Here is a 21,353-nt window from a genome sequence, read left to right as displayed (position 1 = left end):
CGGACTATTTTAAAATGATAACTTAATAACAACTTAATAAAAATATTAGTATAATAAATGAATATCCCTTCAGGAGTGGTTATCATGATACGTATTTTTGTCATTCTCTTGGTTCTGTGGGCGCAGACTTTAGAGGCTAAAATTCCAGAGCGTTATTCTAGTAGTAAATATTGTGTGGGGTGCCATGTTCAACAAGGCAAAGATTGGAAAAGTACATGGCATTCGAGGTCCAATAGGAGTTCTAATATTCTTTATGCCAAGGTATTAGATTATATGGCTTCAATGAGTTATAAAAGCGCAGAAGATTTAGAAGTAAATTGTGCGCAATGCCACAGTCCAAAGATGGGCGTAAAAAAGGTGGATGCTTCTTATGCGATTTCAAAAGCTTTAGGCATTGAAACCCAAGAGACAAAAGCAGTTCATCAAGCAATTCATAATGAAACAGCACAAGATGGAATTTCTTGTATTATCTGTCATAATATTGCCAATATCAAGCAAACACACCATCTGAATACCCGTGGTTTTGAAGCGGTGACTTTTGGGCCGAGTAACGTGATGTCAGGGCCTTTTAAAGAGAGTCATCGGACAACCTATCATAAAATGGTTCAGAAAAGTTACTTTAGAGATGATGTGAATACTTTGTGTAAAGTCTGTCATGATGGATACAAAGAAAAAGGGGTCTACTTTTATGCTACGGGATTAGAATACGATTCTGTTAAAAGTGATCAAAAATGTGTCGATTGTCACATGTCAAAACATGAAAAAAGTATCATCGCCCCTATCGTACAAGGAAAAGTCAAAGCCGTTGAGAGAGAGACTCGAGCGCATCTTTTCAAGGGGGCTAGAAATAGCGATATTCTCAAAAGTGCTCTGAAACTCCAAACATCAAAACATAATGATACATTGCTGTTAGATTTGGAGAATATCACGCCACACAAACTCCCCACAGGTTTTACCGGACGCGAGATTGTGATTGAAGTCTCATATTATCAAAATTCCAAACGATTAAAGACGTTAATCAAACGCATCAATACGCTCTATGTTGATAAGCATGGCGCTGAAACATTGGCATATATCGCGACGAAAATGGCTTCAGATACACGGTTAAACCCTTATGAAAAGCGAACATACAAACTCAAAATTCCAACCGGAGCAACGCAAGCAAAGGTTGCGATTTGGTACCGCTTGGTCAAAAAAAGCTTGGTACCACTTTTACATATCAAAGATCCAATATTTGTGAAAAAATACCCTATTATTGATACTGATATCGCGTTATAAATACGAAGCGGCTTGTAGAAAGTCTTGGACAATGTGTTCAGGACTTTCTAGCCCAACAGAAACGCGTATCAACCCTTCATTGACACCTAAGAAACGTTTTGCTTCAGGAGAAAATTCTCTAAAGATGGTGCTATCCATATGGAGTGCCAATGTTCTGTTATCACCGATATTGGCCGTTAATGTGACCCTTTTGAGCTGATTTAAAAGTGCATAGGCGCGAGCTTTGGTATGACAATCAATCGTAAAGATAGGACCACAACCTTGAGCAAAATGCTGTACATATCTATCATGATGTTTATCAGTCTTTAAAGAGGGGTGATGGATGACGATTTTATGACCAATGGAAGCATGCAGTTGGGTGACTATCTGTGTCAGGTTTTCATTGACACGTGGCATTCTGAGTGCTAGCGTTTCAAGACCCAGAAGCGTTAAAAAAGACCCAAAGGCATTGGCGCTCATCCCCATATCGCGCAGCGCTCTTTTTTTGGCAATCCCCATCAAGGCCTTCTCCCCCAATTTTTCAAGCAGGGGATGGATATCATGATACTTCTTGTTTTGAAGTTTATCACCCGGGGTGTATTTTCGAAAGACAGCGATGCCCCCCAGTGCGGCACTATGCCCACTCATATTTTTGGTTGATGAGTGGATGACGATGTCTGCTCCTAATTGTAAGGGTTGTACCAAAAGAGGAGTGGCGGTATTGTCAACGACGAGTAATGTCTGGTAGGTGGCACATAAATTTGCAATCTTTTGGAGATCAGGCAGACGCAAAGACGGGTTGCCCACACTCTCCATCAACACCATCTTGATTCCAGCTTGCAAACGCGATTCTAGGTGTGCAAAATCATCCACGTCGCAAAAGCTATTTGTAATACCAAAGCGACGCAATGTTTCATCAACCAAAGAGTACGTTCCTCCAAAAAAACCACCGATACAAAGAATTTCATCTCCTGCTTTTAAATACGCAGTCAATACCATAGAGAGTGCGCCCATTCCAGATGAGGTGGCAATCGCACCTACGCCGCCTTCTACAAGGCTCACAACAGATTCTAATTTTGCATTGGTGGGGTTTCCGACTCTAGCATAAAGTGGGAGATTTTCTCTCCCCGCAAAAATGGCCTCAGCTTCGTTGGCATCGCGATATCCATAAGAAGCAGATGGCGTGATTGTTGGTGCGGTTGCTCCGACTTTGTCACCAATATGTTGTACCAATAGCGTATTATAATAATCAAAATCTACCATCGGGCACTACTTTTTTAGCAATTGCAACAGTTGATACACTTTGCATCCGACACAATAATTAAATAGTGCCTCAAGAAGGGCACACACAACTAAGATACCTGCAATCACAGCACCAAGTACGAATGATCCTCCTGCATATAAAATGCTGAGTGAGAGTGAAAAAAAGAGTCCAATAAAAAGGGCAAAGCGCTTGGGTGCTTCATCGGTCATCTCGGGTTTGATATGAAGTGTTTCTATGATAAATTTGCCAATCAAATGGATGGGACTGAGATTGGGAAGACGCAATGCTCTAATCGAAAAATCATATAATAAAATGAGTGCAAATATCGGCATGGTCGTGATCAGTAAGAGCATGCCTAAGAGGACAACTTGAATCGAATAAACACGTACCAGATTGCCATTGATTTTTCGGTTTGATATCGGGCATGATTGTGACATAGGTAATCCTTCATATATTAGAAATTATTATGAATTATAGCTAAATAATTTTTAAAGTCAAGTAAATCTATAGATTTAATATATTTAATTCTCTTTTGGCATACCACAGGATAAAAAAAGCAGACAACCAAATCATCATGACAATACCATACCAATAAAAAATAAGAGGCATAGAAAAGTATTTTAACGCACTAAAAAGTAAAATGGGGACAATCAATTGCCGCGCCAAACTCAGATAGACCAAAAGGGCTGGTTTTTTGATGCCTTGAAGCAACGAGATATTGATAAAGACAAGCATATAAGCGTACAAAGAGGTTGCTGCGGCGTAGAGGTATCCCAATCCCGCGGAAATAACCTGTGAATCTTTTGTAAAAATAAGCATCAAATCCCTACCAAACAGATAGATAAGAATCATCCCTAAAATCCATAATATCAAGCCAAGTTTTTGCGCATAATCGACAGTCTCTTTGATTCTTGTGTATAATTTGGCGCCATTATTTTGAGAAACGATGGATAAAACGGCCACATTGATACCGATGCTCGGCAATAAAAAGATTTGTTCGATTCGCACCGATATACCATAAGCAGCCACGACATGTTTGCCAAAAATCGCGATGAAATACGTGATGATAAACATCCCTAAGGCCATCAATAGCATATTGGCAGTCGGGGGCAAGCCTTGTTTGACAAATGCATACAATATCGTACTATCAAATTTGAATCGTGGCATATTTTTTAAAAGATACGAACGTTTTAGATGGATAAATAAATAGACCATGCCTATAAATTCGATGATAATCGTGGCCAATCCAATCCCTCTCACTCCCATAGCTGGGATACCAAATCCTCCTTTGACAAACCAGTAATCCAAAAGGGTATTTAAAAAAAATCCAAAAATTAAAAAATTTCGAAAGACTTTTGTATTGCCAATAGCGATGAGGATGGCATTGGTAAAAAAGACGGCAATAAAAAATGATGACCCATAGATAATAATATTAATATAAGCAAGGGCCTCTTTTAAGTAGGCGCCATGAGCTCCTAAGAGTCTCATGAGATAGGGTGCAAAAAAGAGTCCGATAATACACAGTGTCACTGATAAGACAACAAACAATATAAACGAATGCATGACCATTTGTTTGGCATGGTCTTTGTTGTTTTCTCCAAGAGCGTTGCCAATCAGGGCGGTGACCCCTTGACTCATCCCACCAGCGAGTGCAATTATCATGAAGAAGATAGAAAAAGTCAAAGAGAGTGCGGCGACTGCTTGTGTTGAAATTTGACCGGCAAAAAAAGTATCGGTTACGTTGAACATCGTCTGAAAAACATAGCCGATGGCTGAGGGTAAGGCAATGGCATGAAGATGTTTCTTTACAGAGCCTTGAGTGAGATCGGTATCCATGGTATTGTTCTCTTTCCTGATTGATATTTATTGGATGAATTATAGTTAAGTTTTCTTAATAATGAGTCCTGACAAAGAGGGTATTATATTTTCTTTTATCTAACTTAAAGCAATTTTTGTGTACTATTGCATTCCTTTAATGGGGTAATACGCATTAAATATATATAAAAGGATAGGTATTGTTTGGAGTTTTAACTGATTCGTTTAAGACCGCTATTAACAAAATTCGATTTGCAGATGACGAAAAGTCTTTGAAAAAAGCCTTGGATACGCTCAAAAAATCATTGTTAAAAGCTGATGTTCATCATAAAGTCGTCAAAGACCTTTTGAGAACCGTAGAATTAGAAACAAAACAAGCGGGCATTGGACAGCTAAATTTTTTAAAATCTCTCAAAACAAACTTAAACACCATCCTAAGCGCACCAGGAAGACAAGGATTTGTCTTTTCTTCTAAGCCTCCAACGGTGGCTTTGATGATTGGTCTGCAAGGAAGTGGTAAAACGACCACTACGGTTAAATTAGCAAATTATCTCAAGCAACGACAAAAGAAAGTCTTGATTGCGGCGTGTGACTTACAGCGATTGGCAGCAGTGGAACAACTCAAGCAACTGTGCGAGCAAAATGAGATTGATTTATATGCAAATGAGCAAGAATCAAATCCCGTCAAAATCGCTAAAGAAGCGTTGAAAAAAGCCAAAGCAGGATTGTATGATGTGTTGATTGTGGATACCGCAGGACGCTTGGCAATTGATGAAGAATTGATGCAAGAATTAGGCGATGTAAATAAGGCGCTAGACCCGGATGAAGTCTTTTATGTAGCGGACTCTCTCAGTGGACAAGATGCGGTACGCAGTGCTAATACCTTCCATGAAAAGATGGGCATTAGCGGTGTCATCCTCAGTAAATATGATGGGGATAGCAAAGGCGGTGTTGCCCTTGGTATTGCGAGTCAAGTCGGTGTGCCATTACGATTTATCGGGGTGGGTGAAAAAGTTGCGGATTTAGAACTTTTTATGCCAGATCGTATCGTCAATCGTTTGATGGGCGAGGGAGATCTTGAAACATTGGCGGAGAAAACCAGTGCGGTTATCAATGAAAAAGAGGCGAAAAAGCTCACCAACAAGATTAAAAAAGGTCAATTTAACTTCAATGATTTTTTAGCTCAAATGGAGCAAATGAAAAAATTAGGAAGTATGAAATCTTTGATGGGAATGATTCCCGGACTCTCTTCTGTGGCCGGACAACTCAAAGATGTCGATTTGGAAAATTCGGTTGAGATGAAGCGCATCAAAGCAATGATTGGCTCCATGACTCAAAAAGAGCGAGAAAATCCTGATCTTTTAAATAACAGTAGAAAAAGAAGAATATCCGAAGGTGCCGGACTCTCCCAGATGGAAGTCAATAGATTTTTGAAGCAATTTAAAAATGCAGCTAAAATGGCCAAGAAATTTTCAGGAAAACGAGGGATGCAAGATTTGCAAAATATGCTATCGGCGTCCAATAGACAAGGCATACCAAGATAAAATAGTTGAGCAATATACTACTATTTATATGTATATGTGATGCTACATGTACATCTAAGTCGTAAATTTTTTTAAGGAGACCATATCAATGGCAACAGCAGTAAGATTAACTCGAATGGGAAGAAAGAAAAAACCATTTTATAGAGTCGTAGTAACAGATAGTAGAAAAAGAAGAGACAGTGGTTGGATTGAATCAATTGGATATTATAATCCAGTATCAGATCCAGTAGTCGTAAATATTGACATGGAACGATTGAACTACTGGAAAAGTGTCGGCGCAAAAATAAGCGACAGGGTAGCAAAAATCTCCGGCATATAATCATGATCGATCAATTTTTTTATGAATTTGCAAGACTTTTAGTTGATAATCCTGAATCTGTAAAAGTCGAAAAAAAAGACATTGATGATACTTTTTGTGAAATCACTATTTTTGCCAATAAAGGCGATACTGGCAAATTGATAGGAAAAGACGGAAAAATGATAAATTCTTTGAAGACTATCATATCAGGATGCAAAGCAAAAGATGGAAAATCATACAGAGTGAGTGTTAAAGCGAACGATGAGTGATACAGAGCTATTACAAGTTGCCAAGATTGGGCGACTTGTCGGCTTACGGGGTGAGTTAAAACTCCATATCCAATGTGATTTTCCCGAGCAATTTAAGCCGGGCGCATCGTTTTTGAGTGATCATGATAGACGATTGACGATTGAGACGTATCATCCTGCCAAAGGTACGGTCATCTTCAAAGAACATCACACTAGAGAATCCGCTGCCCCGTTGGTGAATGCCAATCTTTTTACTAGCAAAGAAGACTCAAGTTCACATTGTCATCTACAAGAAGATGAGTTCTTTTGGTTTGATGTGATTGGAGCTTCAGTCCAAGAAGAGTCACGAGTGTTAGGCGTCGTTCAAGATATTGAACGTATTGCCTCATGTGATTATTTATTGATTGAAACAGATCCTAAACTCGTGGCACAAAATCTACCCAAAATCTTTTATGTCCCTTATATCGAAAGATATATCCAACGATTTGATCCTGAAGCAAAAATCGTCTTGACGAAAGATGCCTACGGATTGTTAGAACACTCATAAAGTATCATCATGACCTTTACCTTTGTGACGCTTTTTGAAAATCTTATCGCACCGTATTTTGAAGATTCTATATTAAAACGATCCCTAGATGCGAAAATCATCGAGATCAATTTTGAAAATCCTAGAGATTATACCCGCAATAAACATCACAAAGTTGATGATTACCAAGCAGGTGGCGGTGCTGGTCTTTTGATGTTTACTCAACCTTTGTTTGATGTCTTACGTCACATAAAACAACAAGACCCCCAAGCACATATTGTCTTTCCGGTACCGGCGGGTAAGCCTTTTAAGCAAATTGATGCAAAAAGATTATCAAAAAAAGAGCATATTGTTTTTGTCAGTGGTCGGTATGAGGGTATTGATGAACGGGTAATAGAAGTATTTGGAGATGAGTTGTTTTCGATAGGAGATTACGTACTCACCGGTGGCGAGTTGCCGAGTTTAGTGATGTGTGATGCGATAAGCAGAAACATCGAAGGCGTGTTGGGCAATGTTGATTCTTTGATGGAAGAGAGTTTTGAAGAGGGACTCTTGGAAGCACCTTCTTTTGGAAAACCAAAAAAATATGAAGATTATGAAATCCCCTCAGAGTTTTTAAAGGGAAATCATGCTAAAATCAGCACCTTAAAAAATGAAATGTCTATTCTGAAGACGCAATATTTCAGACCAGACTTATTTTGTCGTAAAAATATAAAGCATTGAGATTAAAAAGGATTATCTGATGAGAAATAAATATGTAGAAGCTTTTGAACAAGCACAAGTTACTGAGAAAAACGTACCTGATTTTAGAGCAGGCGATACACTAAGAGTTGCTGTTAAGATTAAAGAGGGCGAAAAAGAGAGAGTTCAAAATTTTGAAGGCGTTTGTATTGCAAAAAGAGGTACGGGTACGGGTTGTACTTTTATCGTAAGAAAAATCGGTGCAAACTCAATCGGCGTAGAGCGAATTTTTCCTCTATACTCTGATAGCATTGATACCATTACTGTGCTTAGAAAAGGCCGTGTAAGAAGATCTAAATTATTTTATCTTAGAGAAAGACGCGGAAAAGCTGCAAAAATTAGAGAACTTAGAAAATAATCCACAAAAGGCGGCCCTCAGGGTCGCTTAACACTTCCTTTCCTCTTCGAGGATAGATTTATTCTACGAAAACGAATCCTAATTCATAACTACTAAACTAATAAAAAGCTATACGTGCTATAATGGCGTGAAATTTATAGATGTGATAGGATATTTGTGAACCCAGAAATAAAATTTTCAGAAGTTTATAGCTCAAATATCAGGCGCGTTGAGAAAATAAAAGTTTTTTTAGAAAACCTTGGTTTAGAACTTCCTTCTGGTATGGATATATTCGTGACGGCCAAAGATCATGATGAACTCATCGCGGTGGGAGGACTCTCTGGCAAAATATTAAAAGGTATCGCGGTTTTACCACAGAGACGAGGTGAGGGGATTATCCTCGCACTGATGACGGGGTTGATTAATATCGCCTATGAAAGAAACCAAAAAGATTTGTTTCTCTTTAGCACTCCTAACAATCAAGCTCTTTTTGAAGGCTGTGGCTTTCACCTCATTCAAAAATACAAAAACAGTGTCATTTTGATGGAAAACAATCAAAATATTCATAAATATAAACAATCTCTCAAATCACAGAAACAAAATGGGCGTACGATAGGCAGTATTGTCATGAATGCCAATCCGTTTACCCTAGGACATCAATATTTGGCTGAGCAGGCTAGCCGTGCCTGTGATTGGTTGCACCTTTTTGTTGTGCGAGAGGATGCCTCCGAATTTAAATTCAAAGACCGATTAGAACTTGTCAAGCAAGGTGTGGCTCATATAAAAAATGTGACGATTCATGAGGGGTCTGATTATATTATCTCCAAGACAACCTTTCCGACCTATTTTATCAAAGACAAACGAAAGATTGATGCGACTTATGCCCAGCTTGATTTGAGCCTTTTTAGGGATCATATTGCCCCAGTTTTGGGGATTACTCATCGGTTTGTGGGGACAGAACCGTATTGTGTTGTTACGGATAATTATAATCAAAATATGAAAAAAGTACTCGAAGATGAGCGTTCACAATCAGATCCAATCGAAGTCATTGAAGTGCCAAGATGTCAGCATCATTCACTACCCATTTCGGCCTCAAGAGTACGACAACTCTTGTGCGATAATAATCTCGAACTTTTAAAAGAATTGGTACCTAAGAGTACTTTTGAGTTTTTAAACACCAACAGGAGAATACATGAATAAAATAAAAAAACGCGCCATTGCCGGCACTTTGGAGTCTAGCGATGCCTTCGTGGAAGTGGTGCCCTTAGAAGAAGATACGATTAAAATCGAACTGCAAAGCAGTGTGGAAGAGCTGTATGGTGATGACATTAGAGCCTCTATTATGGAAGTAGTCAATCGCTTGGGTGTTCATGCTATCAGTATTGCGGTGCAAGATAAAGGTGCTTTGGATTTTGTGATAAAAGCAAGAGTTCAAGCGGCCATTTTAAGAGCGAGTGAAGACGCTGAGATAACATGGGAAAAATTATGAAATTAAGAAGAAGTATGCTTTTTGTGCCTGGTTCCAATACGGCGATGGTTTGTAACGCTTTTATTTATAGACCCGATACGGTGATGTTTGATTTGGAAGATTCAGTAGCACTCAGTGAAAAAGATTCTGCCCGATTGATGGTTTACCATGCTTTGCAACATTTTACTTATGCCAATTTAGAAACCGCCGTACGCGTTAATCCGCTCAATAGTAGTTATGGACTTTTGGATATCGAGGCGGTGATACGAGCAGGGACGGATATTATCAGACTCCCTAAAACAGATAGCGTGGAAGATGTGTTGCAAATGCAAGCTGTGGTGGAGAAGATTGAAAAGAAAATCGGTAGCAAGAAAAAAACCAAACTTTTAGCCGCTATTGAGAGTGCGCAAGGGGTTGTCAATGCGGTTGATATTGCACGATGTAGTGATCGATTGATGGGGATTGCTTTGGGGGCTGAAGATTTTGTCCGTGATTTGCACACGCAAAGAACCAAGAGTGGATCTGAATTAGTGGCTGCACGTGCCCAGATTTTATTAGCTGCTAGGGCTGCTAAAATCAATGCTTTTGATTCTGTCTTTTCTGATGTCAAGGATAAAGAGGGATTTATTCATGAGGCCGAATATATCAAAGGGTTGGGATTTGATGGTAAATCTTTGATTAACCCCAATCAAATTTCGATTTTACATAAAGTATTTGCCCCTTCCAAAAAAGATGTTGAGTGGGCACTTGATGTCATCGAAGCGGCAAAAGATGCCAAAGAAAATAATTTGGGCGTCGTGTCCATTGATGGGAAAATGGTCGATGCACCGGTGATACTAAGAGCAGAATGGACGTTAGAATTGGCCAAAGCATCGGGGATGCTAGGAGGTGATGAATGATAAATGACAATGATATAAAAAATAAAGCGGTATTGACGCCAAATCAAGAAAAATTTTTTGAAAAAAAAGAGAAAAATATCACAGAGGCTGAGAGAGATTCAAAATTATGTGCGAGTATTGAAGAGAGTATTCGACGCTCTGGGCTCAAAGATGGGATGACTATCTCCTTTCACCATGCTTTTCGTGGCGGAGATAAGGTATTGAATAAAGTCATGGATGTGATTGCCAAGATGGGGTTTAAAGATTTGACTTTGGCACCGAGTTCTTTAGCTAGTGTGCATGACCCCTTAATAGAGCATATCAAAAATGGAGTGGTGACACAGATTTATACGTCAGGATTGCGCAGTAAACTGGGGGAAGCCATCTCTCATGGCCTCATGGAAAAGCCAGTTCAAATCCACTCCCATGGGGGAAGGGTACATTTGATACAATCTGGAGAACTTAACATCGATGTGGCCTTTATTGGGGTGCCTATTAGTGATAAATTTGGAAATGCCACAGGATACAAGGGACGGTCAAAATGCGGTTCACTGGGGTATGCGATGAGCGATGCACATTATGCCAAGTATGTTGTCATGATTACCGAGAGTTTGGAAGAGTATCCTAATTTTCCAGCCTCTATTTCACAAGATGAAGTGGATGCTATTGTGCTGGTTGATGAAGTGGGAGACCCTTCTCAAATCGGCGAAGGTGCGACGCGAATGACGACCAATCCCAAAGAGTTACTTTTGGCTAGAAGGACGGCTAAAGTGATCGTCAATTCTGGATATTTTAAAGAGGGATACAGCCTTCAAACCGGTACCGGTGGTGCCTCATTGGCTACGACGATTTTCTTGAGTGAAAAGATGCAAGAGGAGAATATAACGGCCAGTTTCGCACTCGGTGGTATTACGGGGACCTTGGTATATATGCTCAAACAAGGACAAGTCAGAACGTTATTGGATGTGCAAAGTTTTGATGAATTTGCCGCCAAATCATTGGGTGAAAATCCCAATCACATCGAAATAAGCGCCAATCAATATGCCAATCCCAGCTCCAAAGGTGCGGCTGTCAAACAGTTGGATGTTGTCGTTTTAAGTGCGCTTGAAATTGATTTAGATTTTAATGTTAATGTAATCACCGGTTCAAAAGGGCTCCTTAGAGGTGCGAGTGGTGGACATTGTGATACGGCAGCTGAAGCCAAACTCTCCATCATCGTGGCACCGCTGACGCGTGGTCGGATTCCTACTGTGGTGAAACGCGTCAATACCATCATCACACCCGGTAGTACCGTAGATGTTTTGGTGACCGATCAGGGCGTTGCGGTGAATCCTAAGAATCCTGAATTAAAACAACGATTAAAAAAAGCAGGGATTACATTGATTGATATCGATGCACTTTATGAAAAAGCAATCAAAATATGTGGTAAACCAAAGGATATCGCATACAGCGATAAAGTAGTCGCCACGATTCGTTATCGCGATGGGTCTATTTTGGATGTTGTCAAGGCACTGGCATAAATGGTAATACCGGAGCAAATCTTAGAAGCTAAAGAGGCACGGGCGAGAAGACAAAAGGAGATGATTGCCACCTATCATCTTCCTCTGATTTCAATCAGTATTAATATTCCCGGCCGAGAAAAATCCTCTCATGATGCTCGTGTGATTTTTGAAGCGGCTTTGCATGAGATAAAACAGCAAAAATTTCATATCATGACAGAGATAAATCTCAATACTCCTAGTGGTTTTGAAGCTATTTTTTGTGTTCATGCAAACGCGCATGAGCTAAAAAATGCGATGATTTCGATAGAAGAGACGCATTTATTGGGGCGATTTATGGATCTTGATGTGATGGATGAGCAGGGCATGATTCTCTCAAGAGCGGCACAACTTAGTGCCAAACGAACGTGCTACCTTTGCGACCGACCCGCTATTGTGTGTGCTAGAGAACAGACCCATTCACTGGCAGCATTATTGAGACATATTCATGAAAAAGTAGAACACTTTGAGCACAATCGAAAAACTCGTCTTTGAGGCATTAATCAAAGAAGTAGAACTCACCCCAAAACCCGGTTTGGTTGATAAAGAGAACAATGGTGCCCATGTGGATATGGATATCCAAACTTTTTATAAAAGTGCCCATGCCATCAAGCCGTTTGCTCTGATTTTTTTTGAAGTGGGAACACAAAATAAAGAGTTAAAATATCTCTTTGAGGAACTCAGACGTGTGGGAAAATTGTGTGAAGATGCGATGTTTGCCGCAACCCAAGGAATCAACACGCATAAAGGGATGGTTTTCTCTCTTGCTGTGATTTTAGGAGCCATGGGGAAGTTGCAAACGAGTCCTTTTTCATTGACCTATCAAAATTTGCAAACGATGATCAAAAAAATCTGTAAAGATTTGGTACAAAAAGATTTTGGTTTATTGCATCACGCGATGACGCATGGTGAGCAGTTTTATCATGATACTAAAAAAAGCGGTATACGAGGGGAGGCTCAAAATGGGTATCCTACGATTTTTCATCAATCCTTGCCTTTTTTCTTAGAAAAGCAGCAACACTACGGTGATGACATCGCCTTAAAGATGACCTTACTGTTTATCATGAGCCAATCTGAAGATAGTAATCTTTTTGCAAGAGGAGGATTAGCCGGGCTCACTTTTGTGCAGCACAAATCACAACAATGTCTCAAGAACACAAAAATCTCAGATTTAGATACAGCATTACGGCGCTTGGATCAGGAATTTACCGCCAAAAATCTCTCCCCCGGAGGTAGCGCGGATTTGCTCTGTCTGACGTGGTTGATTGCTCGCTTAGAAGTAGTCTTTTAATTTCTCTTTATCGGCTGTTTTTTTATCACGCAACGCTCCTTCATCTTTGAGCTTTTTGATACTTCGTGAGAACGTCTCAGGGGTCATATTAAGAAGCGTGGCGGATTGAATGAAGGTATTTTTTTTAAAGTCTTCTTCAAATTCAAAGATATATTTTGCCACTTTGGCCGTAGCATCGAGGGCAAAAGTCGCGACGACTCTATTGAGGTCTACCAATGATTCAGCCATCGAATCCATAAAACGTCTGAGATAACTGCTATTTTGCAAGATGATTTCTTCAAACTTTTTATAATCCACCAATAAGATTTTTGAGTCACTCAGCGTGGCACAATTTGATGGGTATGGAATGTGTTTGAAGTTGGATAATTCAGCAATTAATGAGGGGCGTGTGATTTTTTTGAGTGTAATCTCATTGTTTTTCTGCGTACTTTTATAAATCTTGACACTTCCCTCTATGAGGACATGGAGGTACGAGGATTCCTCGCCGCTATAAAACACGATACTGTCTTTATCATAAGACCTCAATACGGATATACTAGCGAGATATTGTACCTCTTCATCATTTAATTCTTTAAACAGTTCTAATTCTCTAAGCGTTTGATTCATGGTGACTTCTCTTATATGGATTAAACGCTATGATACCATACTAAGACTAATAAAATCTATAGATTTCTTCCATAAGATTGTCGATTGTAATATGCTCACCTTTTTCTTTTAAAAAGGCATTGAGATAGGTTTCACTCGCTTCCATGCCCCCTTCTTTTTCCAGTTCAACCAACTTTTTATACAAAGGAGTCAGGACCGCCGTGATATGTTTGGAGACATATTTACGATAGGCCCGATAACCTGTTATCTCTTTTGTATTGATGTCACGAATAATCTCAAAATGTGTAAAAACCCAATAATATCTGCCATCTTTGGCCAGGTTTTTGATAACGGCAATGATGTTATGACCATTTTGAATACGATTCCAAAGAAGTTTAAAGATGATGCGTGGCATATCGGGATGTCGGATGAGGTTGTGTGCTTTTCCGATGAGCTCTTCTTTGGTATATCCTGAAATTTCGGCAAAATAATCATTACAATCGGTGATAATTCCTTTGGTGTCGGTTTGGGATTCGATATATTTATTTCTATTTAGGATGATCTCTTCATCTCTTGGTTCTGGTCTTTTCATTGTTGATCCTTTTTTAAATCTTGTAATATTTTTTTTCTGATTTTTGGATTGGTCATATTCTCACCTCGCAGCATTCTTAGTACCATCTCATCAAAGTCGATAAAGCCTTTTTTATTATGCTCATACGCTCCAAATCCATAATGCATCGGATCGGCATAATCATAAATACTATAATGTGCTTTTGTTGCATCGATGTAACGTTTGGTATCAATAGTATAAATCCAGATGGTGACATCTTTTTTATCGATTTTATTGGACTCAAGCCATAGTGCCACGCATCCTGGATCATCAAAAAAATGTGTTTTGTGATCTTTGGTAATGACTTGCGCACTAAAAGTTTTCCCTACTAAGTACATCTTACATACCGGGCATTGAATTTTATTGTCTTGGAACTCGAGTGGTACTTTGTCGGTATTTTTGATATCTTCTGCTGTCATATTTTGTGTTGTTTTGTAATAAAACAGTCCTGCTAATACCAAGATAGGTAGCAGTATTAAAATCGTTTTTTTAATCATAGCCATACTCCATTTTTTATAAAATAAACCATCACATACGCACTGACAATGAGCGCATATATGATATTAAAAGTGATTGAGATATTGTAGTATCTCTTTTGCTGTTTTTTAAGTATTAAGCCCATTATGGCTCCACTTATACCGTAAAATGTCCCGATATAAAGACTGATATATAGCCCATAACCAACATAATAGTAATCTTTTTGTAGCATGCAAAAAGGGCAATGGTGTGTCGGTAATTGATAGATGTACGTCCCAAAAAACATAATCAATGAAATGATGGATAAGATGAGATAAATGAAATTTGAGATTAAAAAAAGCAAATCATTTTTGAGCCAATAAAAGAGAAAAACTACACTCAATGAGAGATAAAACGCTATGACATAATAGCGGTTATCGATTTGGAAGATAAAGGCCAAACCTGAAGTAGAAGCGGTAGAAAAGATAGTCCCGCAACAACTGACAATTTTGCTAATATCCAATGAGGTAAAAAATGAAATTTCATAAAATATCTCAATGACCAATAAAATAAAGCCGATACAATAGAGCAAAAATTTATACCGGGTAAAGGGGAGTTTTTCATTTTTGATATCATAAGAGTGTAGCACCAACCAAAACCCAAAGATATATAAGTTTAATATCTTGAAGAAAAACATTTCAGTACTAAAATTCACAGAATCCACCACACCTGCGGCACACATGGCTCCTGGTATGACGTGAGAGAGTTTATCGGAGGTGAAGACAAAAAATAGGAATAACGGCAATTTTAAAATAAAGATGTACTTGATAATTGTCGCTACCAAATGGCTCTGTTTTTCGAGTTTGTATTGTTCTGGGCGTGTTGAATCGATATTCCATTTGAGATAGATTTTGAGACTAATCAAAAAGGCAATCAACCCAAAGGCTAAAAAGATAAAATCAAGCGTTAAAATCGAAATAATTTCAGGCGTTAAGAGCATGAGTCTATCTCTCCATTTTTGATGTAAATGCGCCTATCGATAAAATCCAAATCAAAAAAGAGTGGATCATGAGAGGCAATAATAATAGTATTGTGACCATCTTTGAGCTTTTTGACAATCTCTATAAACTCTAAAGAGAGCGATTTATCAAGATTTGCTGTGGGTTCATCAGCAATGATGATAGAGGGATTATTAATAAGCGCCCTTGAGATTGCGACACGCTGTTGTTCTCCTCCTGAGAGATTTTTTGCCATGATATTTAATTTTGGCAAAATCGAAAATTTTTCAAATAAGGTATGAATGTGTGCTTCAAGTTGTTTGACATCAGGATTTGATGGGATGAGCGGTACCATCGCATTTTCTTTTGCACTTAGTGTGGGAATGAGATTGAACTTTTGAAAGATAAATCCGATATTTTCACGTCTAAAGATTGCTGTAAAATCATCGCTTAGTTTTGAAATTCTTTTCTGTGCGACGATGATTTCGCCACTACTTGGTTTACTCAATGCTGCCAAGAGTGATAAAATTGTACTTTTCCCACTACCACTTGGACCTTCTAAAAGGACAATTTCTCCTTTATTGATACTAAAATTGACATCATGAAGCGCTGTGACGCGGTTTTTGTTGCCGACTTCAAATACTTTACTGACATTTTTGAACTCAATCATCGCATCACCTCATCTGCATCCATCGATGCCACACGCCATGATGGGACGATTGTGGCGGCGATATAAATTGGGACGGTCACAAAAAAGATGACCGAAAGCGTTTGAAAATTGAGACTAAAAGGCAAGATAAAATCGGGTTTTAAAGTAGAGTATCCGATAAAAATATTGCGCAAGAATGGGGCATTTAAAAAATAGACAAAAAACATCGACATACAAATGGCGGTGATAAAGGAGAGAAAGGAGATAGCAAAAGCTTCGTAAAATTTCTCTTTTAAAATATCATCAACCTTCCAACCCAATGCTTTTAAAATTCCAATTTCTCTTTTTTCTTCAGAGCTAAGCCCACTGGCCTTGTCGTAGATAATCATAAAAAATGTAAACCCACTGATGACAAAAAGTGCCAAGAAAAGTCCCCCTTTATAATCAAATATATTTTGATAGCTAATCACCAAATCTTCTTTTGTAATCACCCTACAATCGGGATATTTGAGACTAATTTTTGTAGCAATATTTGGGATTTCAACAGGATTGGCAACACGGATGACGATGTCTGTCGCTTCATCATCGTGCATGCCAAAAATCTCTAAAGCTTTGCTTTTTGGCATCAAAATTAAATCATTAGATTCCATTCTGGTATCACCGGTGAAGATACCTCCGATATTCATCTTGACAAATGTACCATCGGGTTTGATAAAGTTAAAATAGCCTTTATAATAATTCTCTCTTAAAATACCATCAACTCCTTTGCCTACGAGCATCAAAGATTTGTCAGCAAAATTTGAAAAATCATACTGATCTGCGAGTTTGCGGTACAAAGATTTATATTGATCATCAAAACTATCAATTCCTAAGACTGAAAAATTGACTCCCGCCTTAGCAAAATAGTAGTAACCCCAAATTCTCGGAACGGCTTTGCTAACTCCTTGGATAGCCAGTAGTTCATCAACACGAGAAACGGGTATATTGGTTTGTCTTCCCGCTTGTAATTTTTGCACGGTAATATCTGGTAATGAATCTAGGGTCGCATCAAGCTCACTTTTGATTGAATTAGAGACAAAAAGTACCGAACTTAACAAAAAGGTCAAGAGGGTAAAAACAAAAAAAATAAAGATATTTTTTGCTCCATGCCTAAAAATAGAGGAGAGAGAAAATTCAAACAATAAGAAGTTTAATTTACTTTTCAAGCTCGATCCTTGCCGGGTTTTTTTGCTGTGTCACACCAGAATAGTGATACACAAAGGTTGAGGGGAAATACTCTAATAACATCGGAGCATTACTAAAAATAGAAAAGAGATCACTCAAACTGCGATGCCTAATAAAATGCGCTTCGGTAGAGAGTGCAAGATCTGGCAATGCAGTTTTTTTGACAAGCAAACGCTTTTCGCTCATATGAGTATTTCTGCTCTCAAGATAAACAATTTGTATGAACGTCAAAAGAATGACAGTCGCACTAAAAAATAGTATAGAAACGCTCAATTTTTTATTCATCTGTATCTCAATTATCACATATCTAAATAACGAATGAGTCCAACAGTGATTTTTTGGTATGGCAATATTTTAGTGCCACCATATTTCATTTCAAAAAGTTTTGCATTGGCTTGGTTTTTGAGTGGAATCAAATCATCACCGTGTGCGCCGATGATTTTACTACCAAATACAAAGACAGCATTTTTGATATTTATCTTTTCTTTCGTCAAGTAATCTTGCACAAACATCTCTTTGATAGAAGATTTCAAGAGGTGATGTTTCTTGAAATAATCTTGATGTAAAAATACTTGCATCATCGCTTTTACCGATACAAACTGCAAGGTATCACCATTTTCAAGTGTCGCCTCACACAATAATTGCGGATATTTTTTGAGAGGTAATTTATAGACAATATCGCTGGCATTTTGATCGAGTAGTTTGATTTGTGATGCGAACATACTCATAGATAAAACGGCCAGAATTAAAATAATTTTTTTCAACACTTTCTCCTTATAGTAAATCTTTTTTCTTAAATGCAAGGTATCCCAAAAACGAAAATAATAATCCTATAATTATAGGGTAAATAATTGAATATACCATTAATGCATTGGCGCCAAGTGTGTCCAGTAAATAATATGCAACTGGCCCAATAACCGTGAGTTCGGGGTCAAATAATGAGATGGCTCCGATACGAAATACTTCGATTGGATTCAGTAGCGCAATACCGATAATCAAACCATCATTAGCATCGCCTTGTAGCATCAATCCAATGAGTGCGATATCGATAAATGCCAATAGGATAATCCATATTGCAAAAGAACTCCCGATTGCAATATCGGTTGATTTTACAATGGAGGATACGAAAAATGCAATACCCAAAAAGATAAAACACATGGAAAAGAGTAGGGCACTATAGAGTAATACCATCGCCCAGGGAAGGTTGCCACCTTGTGAGAAGCCAAAAACAACACCCAAAATGAGTGCAAAAATAATGGGTAAAAAGACCGTAGCAAACCGTCCGATAACCTTTCCCCAATAATAATGGCCCAAAGAAATCGGGAAGGAGAGCATGTATTCTAAGACATTACTTTCTCGATCTCCCACAATTGATTTGACAGTAGTGATGAGGATAAAAATAGGTAAGATGATGATAGTGACTTGGATAAACACAAGCAACAATCGGCTCAATCCCGTAAATCCCATCACCACGGAATCTGAAATTCCGGATATGAAAAATAGGGCCATAATACCACCGAAAACCAAAGCATAAACATAAAACCACTTGGACCTTAGTGACTCTTTAATATCTAAGTAAGCAACTAAAAATAGATTTTTCATTGTGTTCTCATTTCTCGTAATTTTTGAACGTTTAATTTTTCAATTTCATAAATGACATCTCGCGCTTGATCATACGTAATAACCGTCGCTCCTTTTGGTAGCGTCTCTTTTCTGTATGCGGCAATCCCATAAGCCATTGGCGTGATGCGATCATCAGTGTAAAGTGCTGTTCTTGCATTCATCCACTTGCCATCTTTGGCATCAGTCACCCACAAGATAGCACTATCTTTCCATGGTATTTTCTCTTCATCCATCCATAAAACGCCACAACCAATATCGTCAAATTTATAGACTTTTGAGGTTTTTGGATTGACGATTTGAAATGCAAATTTTTTCTCGCTGATAGCCATCTTGCATCGTTCGCAAATGTCTCTATCCCAGTGCATGTTTGTTGGGTCTGTTGATTTTTCTTTCTGACATCCAGAGAGGAAAATCCCCAATAATAGTAATACGCTAGCGAGGATTTCAAATTTTTTCATCTTCAACTACCTTTCCCAAATCCATATAGATTTGTCGGTTAACCAAATCTTTAATTTCATCTAATCGGTGTGTAATAAAAAGTGTAGAGCACGAATCATCTAAATCATGTAGTAGATTATAAAAATATTCTCGTGCCTTTGGGTCTAGATTGGCGGTGGGTTCATCAAAGATTAAAAGAGAACTTTTCTTTGAGAGTGCGATGGCGATGAGCAACTTTTGTTTCATACCGCCTGAGAGTTTAAAAAATTGTTTATTCAAATTTCCCTCGATATTCAAATCCATCTTGAGAGCCTCTTCAAATATCATCTCTTTGGATATATTTGAACTTTTTACAATAAAAGCAATCATCTCATCAAGATTGAGTTTGATGGGTGGGGGAAGTTGTGGGATAAAACTAATATCTTTTAAGACTTTGACACGCTCTTTAATCGGATCATGACCATTGACACGAATAGAACCCTTGTCAATATGATAAAATCCCAATATAGCACGGATCAAGGTTGTTTTACCTGCGCCATTAGGACCCATCATGGCGATTCTATCGCCATGATTGATATCCACAGAGATGTTATCTAAAACATTCTCTCCTAAAAATTTTTTATATACGTTTCGTGTTTCTACTAACATATTACACCAAATCTTTCAGTCTAAAATCTAAGTTATATGCATCAGTATGGCAGACATCGGCGCATCTTCCACAGAGGATACAGTCACCATTTTTGATGTACTCTTTTGTTTTGTCTTGTGCGGTTCTATCTTTATCGTATTTTGGTTTGATAAACTCTAAAACATGATCTTCAGGACAAACCGCGATACATGCAGAGCAGTGGTCACATTTCTCCATGTCCCATTTGATCCTAGTGAGTCCTACCCATCCGACGAGATTATAAGTCGTACCGACCGGACAGATGTATTTACACCAGCCGCGTCTTGAAAAAAAGATTTCAAAAAGAAGAATAACCACAACCCAAACCAAAGCAATGCTCCAGCCATAGGTGATAAATCTACTGATGATACCAATAGGATTGATGACTTCAAATACCAAATACCCATCAATAAAAGCAGCCAATAAAAAGACAATCCAAAAGAAAAAACGAATTCTTGGGTCAAACTTTCTCTCTTTGATGATTTTTTTGCTCACAAGTTTGAGATGAATTTTCTCTCCGATTTCACTCAGGAGTCCATAAGGGCAAACCCATGCACAATAGGCCTTGCCTCCTACAAAAAAGTAAAATAACAATAAAGTCAAACTTCCAATGATGACATTGATATGCATACCATGCTCACTGACAAAAATCTCCAAAGCTGTAAAGGGATCAATGAGATGGAAACCCAAAAGTCTCGAACCATTCAAAGTCCCCTCAAGTACTTGAATATCAATATGAAAAGAGAGGAAAAAGAGCAGATTCATCAAAATGATACTGATCCATCGCCACCCTCTCCATGAGAGCCTTGTCTTCCCGTCTTTGTTCTTACTTAAGAATGTTGAGAAGAAAGAAGCATTGACTAGTTCTCTAACACTGCCGCTATACCTGTTCATGATA

The 21,353-nt window shown here is 38.4% G+C and carries 28 protein-coding genes; 13 read left to right on the top strand and 15 right to left on the bottom strand.

Annotation, left to right across the window (positions count from 1 at the left end; all coding sequences use genetic code 11):
- Nucleotides 1-84 precede the first annotated feature (84 nt).
- Nucleotides 85-1,278 carry a multiheme c-type cytochrome gene (locus tag SFB89_RS08650; protein ID WP_331774289.1) on the top strand — a complete coding sequence of 398 codons (1,194 nt, stop codon included), beginning with the start codon at nucleotides 85-87 and terminating at the stop codon, nucleotides 1,276-1,278.
- On the opposite strand, the gene SFB89_RS08645 is transcribed toward SFB89_RS08650, so the two are convergent.
- The 3 genes from SFB89_RS08645 to SFB89_RS08635 form a co-directional block, all read right to left on the bottom strand.
- Nucleotides 1,273-2,520 carry an aminotransferase class I/II-fold pyridoxal phosphate-dependent enzyme gene (locus SFB89_RS08645; protein ID WP_331774288.1) on the bottom strand — a complete coding sequence of 416 codons (1,248 nt, stop codon included), beginning with the start codon at nucleotides 2,518-2,520 and terminating at the stop codon, nucleotides 1,273-1,275. The two genes, SFB89_RS08650 and SFB89_RS08645, sit on opposite strands and share 6 nt — an antisense overlap.
- Nucleotides 2,521-2,526: 6 nt before the next feature.
- Nucleotides 2,527-2,958 carry a DUF4395 domain-containing protein gene (locus SFB89_RS08640; protein WP_331774287.1) on the bottom strand — a complete coding sequence of 144 codons (432 nt, stop codon included), beginning with the start codon at nucleotides 2,956-2,958 and terminating at the stop codon, nucleotides 2,527-2,529.
- Between the two features lie 67 nt (nucleotides 2,959-3,025).
- On the bottom strand, nucleotides 3,026-4,357 hold the full coding sequence (locus tag SFB89_RS08635) for an MATE family efflux transporter (RefSeq protein ID WP_331774286.1): 1,332 nt from the start codon (nucleotides 4,355-4,357) through the stop codon (nucleotides 3,026-3,028).
- Nucleotides 4,358-4,536: 179 nt separating this feature from the next.
- On the opposite strand from SFB89_RS08635, the gene ffh reads away from it, so the two are divergent.
- The 12 genes from ffh to citG all read left to right on the top strand — a co-directional run bounded on the left by ffh (nucleotide 4,537) and on the right by citG (nucleotide 13,205).
- The gene (gene ffh, locus SFB89_RS08630; protein ID WP_331774285.1) at nucleotides 4,537-5,880 is read left to right on the top strand and encodes a signal recognition particle protein; all 1,344 of its coding nucleotides are present in this window, start codon (nucleotides 4,537-4,539) and stop codon (nucleotides 5,878-5,880) included.
- A gap of 88 nt (nucleotides 5,881-5,968) precedes the next feature.
- A complete protein-coding gene (gene rpsP, locus SFB89_RS08625; protein WP_331774284.1) occupies nucleotides 5,969-6,199 on the top strand; it encodes a 30S ribosomal protein S16 in 231 nt (76 codons plus the stop codon).
- A gap of 2 nt (nucleotides 6,200-6,201) precedes the next feature.
- Nucleotides 6,202-6,447, top strand: a complete 246-nt coding sequence (locus tag SFB89_RS08620) for a KH domain-containing protein (protein WP_331774283.1) — start codon at nucleotides 6,202-6,204, stop codon at nucleotides 6,445-6,447.
- Nucleotides 6,440-6,973: a ribosome maturation factor RimM gene (gene rimM, locus SFB89_RS08615; RefSeq protein ID WP_331774282.1), complete on the top strand. Its 534-nt coding sequence runs from the start codon at nucleotides 6,440-6,442 to the stop codon at nucleotides 6,971-6,973. Before SFB89_RS08620 ends, rimM begins: the two co-directional genes overlap by 8 nt.
- A gap of 9 nt (nucleotides 6,974-6,982) precedes the next feature.
- Entirely contained in the window at nucleotides 6,983-7,675 is a 693-nt protein-coding gene (gene trmD / locus SFB89_RS08610; RefSeq protein ID WP_331774281.1) for a tRNA (guanosine(37)-N1)-methyltransferase TrmD, read from the top strand.
- 19 nt (nucleotides 7,676-7,694) lie between these two features.
- Nucleotides 7,695-8,051 (top strand): 50S ribosomal protein L19, encoded by a 357-nt coding sequence (gene rplS / locus SFB89_RS08605; RefSeq protein ID WP_331774280.1) that lies wholly within the window; start codon nucleotides 7,695-7,697, stop codon nucleotides 8,049-8,051.
- Nucleotides 8,052-8,207: 156 nt separating this feature from the next.
- A complete protein-coding gene (gene citC, locus SFB89_RS08600; protein WP_331774279.1) occupies nucleotides 8,208-9,230 on the top strand; it encodes a [citrate (pro-3S)-lyase] ligase in 1,023 nt (340 codons plus the stop codon).
- Entirely contained in the window at nucleotides 9,223-9,519 is a 297-nt protein-coding gene (citD, locus tag SFB89_RS08595) for a citrate lyase acyl carrier protein (RefSeq protein ID WP_331774278.1), read from the top strand. Before citC ends, citD begins: the two co-directional genes overlap by 8 nt.
- Nucleotides 9,516-10,397, top strand: coding sequence for an aldolase/citrate lyase family protein (locus tag SFB89_RS08590; protein ID WP_331774277.1), 882 nt, complete (start codon nucleotides 9,516-9,518; stop codon nucleotides 10,395-10,397). The genes citD and SFB89_RS08590 overlap by 4 nt, the downstream gene beginning before the upstream one ends.
- Nucleotides 10,394-11,896: a citrate lyase subunit alpha gene (gene citF, locus SFB89_RS08585; protein ID WP_331774276.1), complete on the top strand. Its 1,503-nt coding sequence runs from the start codon at nucleotides 10,394-10,396 to the stop codon at nucleotides 11,894-11,896. Before SFB89_RS08590 ends, citF begins: the two co-directional genes overlap by 4 nt.
- The gene (gene citX, locus SFB89_RS08580; RefSeq protein WP_331774275.1) at nucleotides 11,897-12,409 is read left to right on the top strand and encodes a citrate lyase holo-[acyl-carrier protein] synthase; all 513 of its coding nucleotides are present in this window, start codon (nucleotides 11,897-11,899) and stop codon (nucleotides 12,407-12,409) included.
- Complete coding sequence (gene citG / locus SFB89_RS08575; RefSeq protein WP_331774274.1) at nucleotides 12,381-13,205, top strand: triphosphoribosyl-dephospho-CoA synthase CitG; 825 nt, start codon at nucleotides 12,381-12,383, stop codon at nucleotides 13,203-13,205. Before citX ends, citG begins: the two co-directional genes overlap by 29 nt.
- Here citG and SFB89_RS08570 read toward each other — a convergent pair.
- From SFB89_RS08570 to SFB89_RS08515, 12 genes are read right to left on the bottom strand one after another with little or no spacing between them, the layout of a single operon-like run.
- Nucleotides 13,188-13,811 carry a Crp/Fnr family transcriptional regulator gene (locus SFB89_RS08570; RefSeq protein ID WP_331774273.1) on the bottom strand — a complete coding sequence of 208 codons (624 nt, stop codon included), beginning with the start codon at nucleotides 13,809-13,811 and terminating at the stop codon, nucleotides 13,188-13,190. The two genes, citG and SFB89_RS08570, sit on opposite strands and share 18 nt — an antisense overlap.
- A gap of 46 nt (nucleotides 13,812-13,857) precedes the next feature.
- Nucleotides 13,858-14,382: a PAS domain-containing protein gene (locus SFB89_RS08565; protein WP_331774272.1), complete on the bottom strand. Its 525-nt coding sequence runs from the start codon at nucleotides 14,380-14,382 to the stop codon at nucleotides 13,858-13,860.
- Nucleotides 14,379-14,897: a hypothetical protein gene (locus SFB89_RS08560; RefSeq protein ID WP_331774271.1), complete on the bottom strand. Its 519-nt coding sequence runs from the start codon at nucleotides 14,895-14,897 to the stop codon at nucleotides 14,379-14,381. The genes SFB89_RS08565 and SFB89_RS08560 overlap by 4 nt, the downstream gene beginning before the upstream one ends.
- The gene (locus SFB89_RS08555) at nucleotides 14,894-15,856 is read right to left on the bottom strand and encodes a hypothetical protein (RefSeq protein WP_331774270.1); all 963 of its coding nucleotides are present in this window, start codon (nucleotides 15,854-15,856) and stop codon (nucleotides 14,894-14,896) included. The genes SFB89_RS08560 and SFB89_RS08555 overlap by 4 nt, the downstream gene beginning before the upstream one ends.
- Entirely contained in the window at nucleotides 15,847-16,524 is a 678-nt protein-coding gene (locus SFB89_RS08550) for an ABC transporter ATP-binding protein (protein ID WP_331774269.1), read from the bottom strand. Before SFB89_RS08550 ends, SFB89_RS08555 begins: the two co-directional genes overlap by 10 nt.
- Nucleotides 16,521-17,708 carry an ABC transporter permease gene (locus SFB89_RS08545; RefSeq protein ID WP_331774268.1) on the bottom strand — a complete coding sequence of 396 codons (1,188 nt, stop codon included), beginning with the start codon at nucleotides 17,706-17,708 and terminating at the stop codon, nucleotides 16,521-16,523. The genes SFB89_RS08550 and SFB89_RS08545 overlap by 4 nt, the downstream gene beginning before the upstream one ends.
- Nucleotides 17,698-18,012 carry a hypothetical protein gene (locus SFB89_RS08540; RefSeq protein WP_331774267.1) on the bottom strand — a complete coding sequence of 105 codons (315 nt, stop codon included), beginning with the start codon at nucleotides 18,010-18,012 and terminating at the stop codon, nucleotides 17,698-17,700. Before SFB89_RS08540 ends, SFB89_RS08545 begins: the two co-directional genes overlap by 11 nt.
- 14 nt (nucleotides 18,013-18,026) lie before the next feature.
- Nucleotides 18,027-18,491 (bottom strand): nitrous oxide reductase accessory protein NosL, encoded by a 465-nt coding sequence (locus SFB89_RS08535; protein ID WP_331774266.1) that lies wholly within the window; start codon nucleotides 18,489-18,491, stop codon nucleotides 18,027-18,029.
- Between the two features lie 10 nt (nucleotides 18,492-18,501).
- On the bottom strand, nucleotides 18,502-19,329 hold the full coding sequence (locus SFB89_RS08530; RefSeq protein WP_331774265.1) for an ABC transporter permease: 828 nt from the start codon (nucleotides 19,327-19,329) through the stop codon (nucleotides 18,502-18,504).
- Nucleotides 19,326-19,808: a hypothetical protein gene (locus SFB89_RS08525; RefSeq protein WP_331774264.1), complete on the bottom strand. Its 483-nt coding sequence runs from the start codon at nucleotides 19,806-19,808 to the stop codon at nucleotides 19,326-19,328. The genes SFB89_RS08530 and SFB89_RS08525 overlap by 4 nt, the downstream gene beginning before the upstream one ends.
- A complete protein-coding gene (locus tag SFB89_RS08520; protein ID WP_331774263.1) occupies nucleotides 19,795-20,436 on the bottom strand; it encodes an ABC transporter ATP-binding protein in 642 nt (213 codons plus the stop codon). Before SFB89_RS08520 ends, SFB89_RS08525 begins: the two co-directional genes overlap by 14 nt.
- 1 nt (nucleotide 20,437) lies before the next feature.
- Nucleotides 20,438-21,349: a NapH/MauN family ferredoxin-type protein gene (locus SFB89_RS08515; RefSeq protein WP_331774262.1), complete on the bottom strand. Its 912-nt coding sequence runs from the start codon at nucleotides 21,347-21,349 to the stop codon at nucleotides 20,438-20,440.
- Nucleotides 21,350-21,353: the final 4 nt, after the last annotated feature.

Origin of the sequence: Sulfurospirillum sp. 1612, assembly GCF_036556685.1 — a bacterium.
GTDB lineage: Bacteria > Campylobacterota > Campylobacteria > Campylobacterales > Sulfurospirillaceae > JAADIZ01.
This window is presented reverse-complemented; position numbering and strand designations above follow the sequence as displayed.

Excerpts from the sequence above, each read along its gene's own strand:
- SFB89_RS08650 (WP_331774289.1), top strand. The coding sequence starts at position 85 with ATGATACGTATTTTTGTCATTCTCTTGGTTCTGTGGGCGCAGACTTTA.
- SFB89_RS08645 (WP_331774288.1), bottom strand. The coding sequence starts at position 2,520 with ATGGTAGATTTTGATTATTATAATACGCTATTGGTACAACATATTGGT.
- SFB89_RS08640 (WP_331774287.1), bottom strand. The coding sequence starts at position 2,958 with ATGTCACAATCATGCCCGATATCAAACCGAAAAATCAATGGCAATCTG.
- SFB89_RS08635 (WP_331774286.1), bottom strand. The coding sequence starts at position 4,357 with ATGGATACCGATCTCACTCAAGGCTCTGTAAAGAAACATCTTCATGCC.
- rpsP (WP_331774284.1), top strand. The coding sequence starts at position 5,969 with ATGGCAACAGCAGTAAGATTAACTCGAATGGGAAGAAAGAAAAAACCA.
- SFB89_RS08620 (WP_331774283.1), top strand. The coding sequence starts at position 6,202 with ATGATCGATCAATTTTTTTATGAATTTGCAAGACTTTTAGTTGATAAT.
- rimM (WP_331774282.1), top strand. The coding sequence starts at position 6,440 with ATGAGTGATACAGAGCTATTACAAGTTGCCAAGATTGGGCGACTTGTC.
- trmD (WP_331774281.1), top strand. The coding sequence starts at position 6,983 with ATGACCTTTACCTTTGTGACGCTTTTTGAAAATCTTATCGCACCGTAT.
- rplS (WP_331774280.1), top strand. The coding sequence starts at position 7,695 with ATGAGAAATAAATATGTAGAAGCTTTTGAACAAGCACAAGTTACTGAG.
- citD (WP_331774278.1), top strand. The coding sequence starts at position 9,223 with ATGAATAAAATAAAAAAACGCGCCATTGCCGGCACTTTGGAGTCTAGC.
- SFB89_RS08590 (WP_331774277.1), top strand. The coding sequence starts at position 9,516 with ATGAAATTAAGAAGAAGTATGCTTTTTGTGCCTGGTTCCAATACGGCG.
- citF (WP_331774276.1), top strand. The coding sequence starts at position 10,394 with ATGATAAATGACAATGATATAAAAAATAAAGCGGTATTGACGCCAAAT.
- citX (WP_331774275.1), top strand. The coding sequence starts at position 11,897 with ATGGTAATACCGGAGCAAATCTTAGAAGCTAAAGAGGCACGGGCGAGA.
- SFB89_RS08570 (WP_331774273.1), bottom strand. The coding sequence starts at position 13,811 with ATGAATCAAACGCTTAGAGAATTAGAACTGTTTAAAGAATTAAATGAT.
- SFB89_RS08565 (WP_331774272.1), bottom strand. The coding sequence starts at position 14,382 with ATGAAAAGACCAGAACCAAGAGATGAAGAGATCATCCTAAATAGAAAT.
- SFB89_RS08560 (WP_331774271.1), bottom strand. The coding sequence starts at position 14,897 with ATGATTAAAAAAACGATTTTAATACTGCTACCTATCTTGGTATTAGCA.
- SFB89_RS08555 (WP_331774270.1), bottom strand. The coding sequence starts at position 15,856 with ATGCTCTTAACGCCTGAAATTATTTCGATTTTAACGCTTGATTTTATC.
- SFB89_RS08550 (WP_331774269.1), bottom strand. The coding sequence starts at position 16,524 with ATGATTGAGTTCAAAAATGTCAGTAAAGTATTTGAAGTCGGCAACAAA.
- SFB89_RS08540 (WP_331774267.1), bottom strand. The coding sequence starts at position 18,012 with ATGAATAAAAAATTGAGCGTTTCTATACTATTTTTTAGTGCGACTGTC.
- SFB89_RS08530 (WP_331774265.1), bottom strand. The coding sequence starts at position 19,329 with ATGAAAAATCTATTTTTAGTTGCTTACTTAGATATTAAAGAGTCACTA.
- SFB89_RS08525 (WP_331774264.1), bottom strand. The coding sequence starts at position 19,808 with ATGAAAAAATTTGAAATCCTCGCTAGCGTATTACTATTATTGGGGATT.
- SFB89_RS08520 (WP_331774263.1), bottom strand. The coding sequence starts at position 20,436 with ATGTTAGTAGAAACACGAAACGTATATAAAAAATTTTTAGGAGAGAAT.
- SFB89_RS08515 (WP_331774262.1), bottom strand. The coding sequence starts at position 21,349 with ATGAACAGGTATAGCGGCAGTGTTAGAGAACTAGTCAATGCTTCTTTC.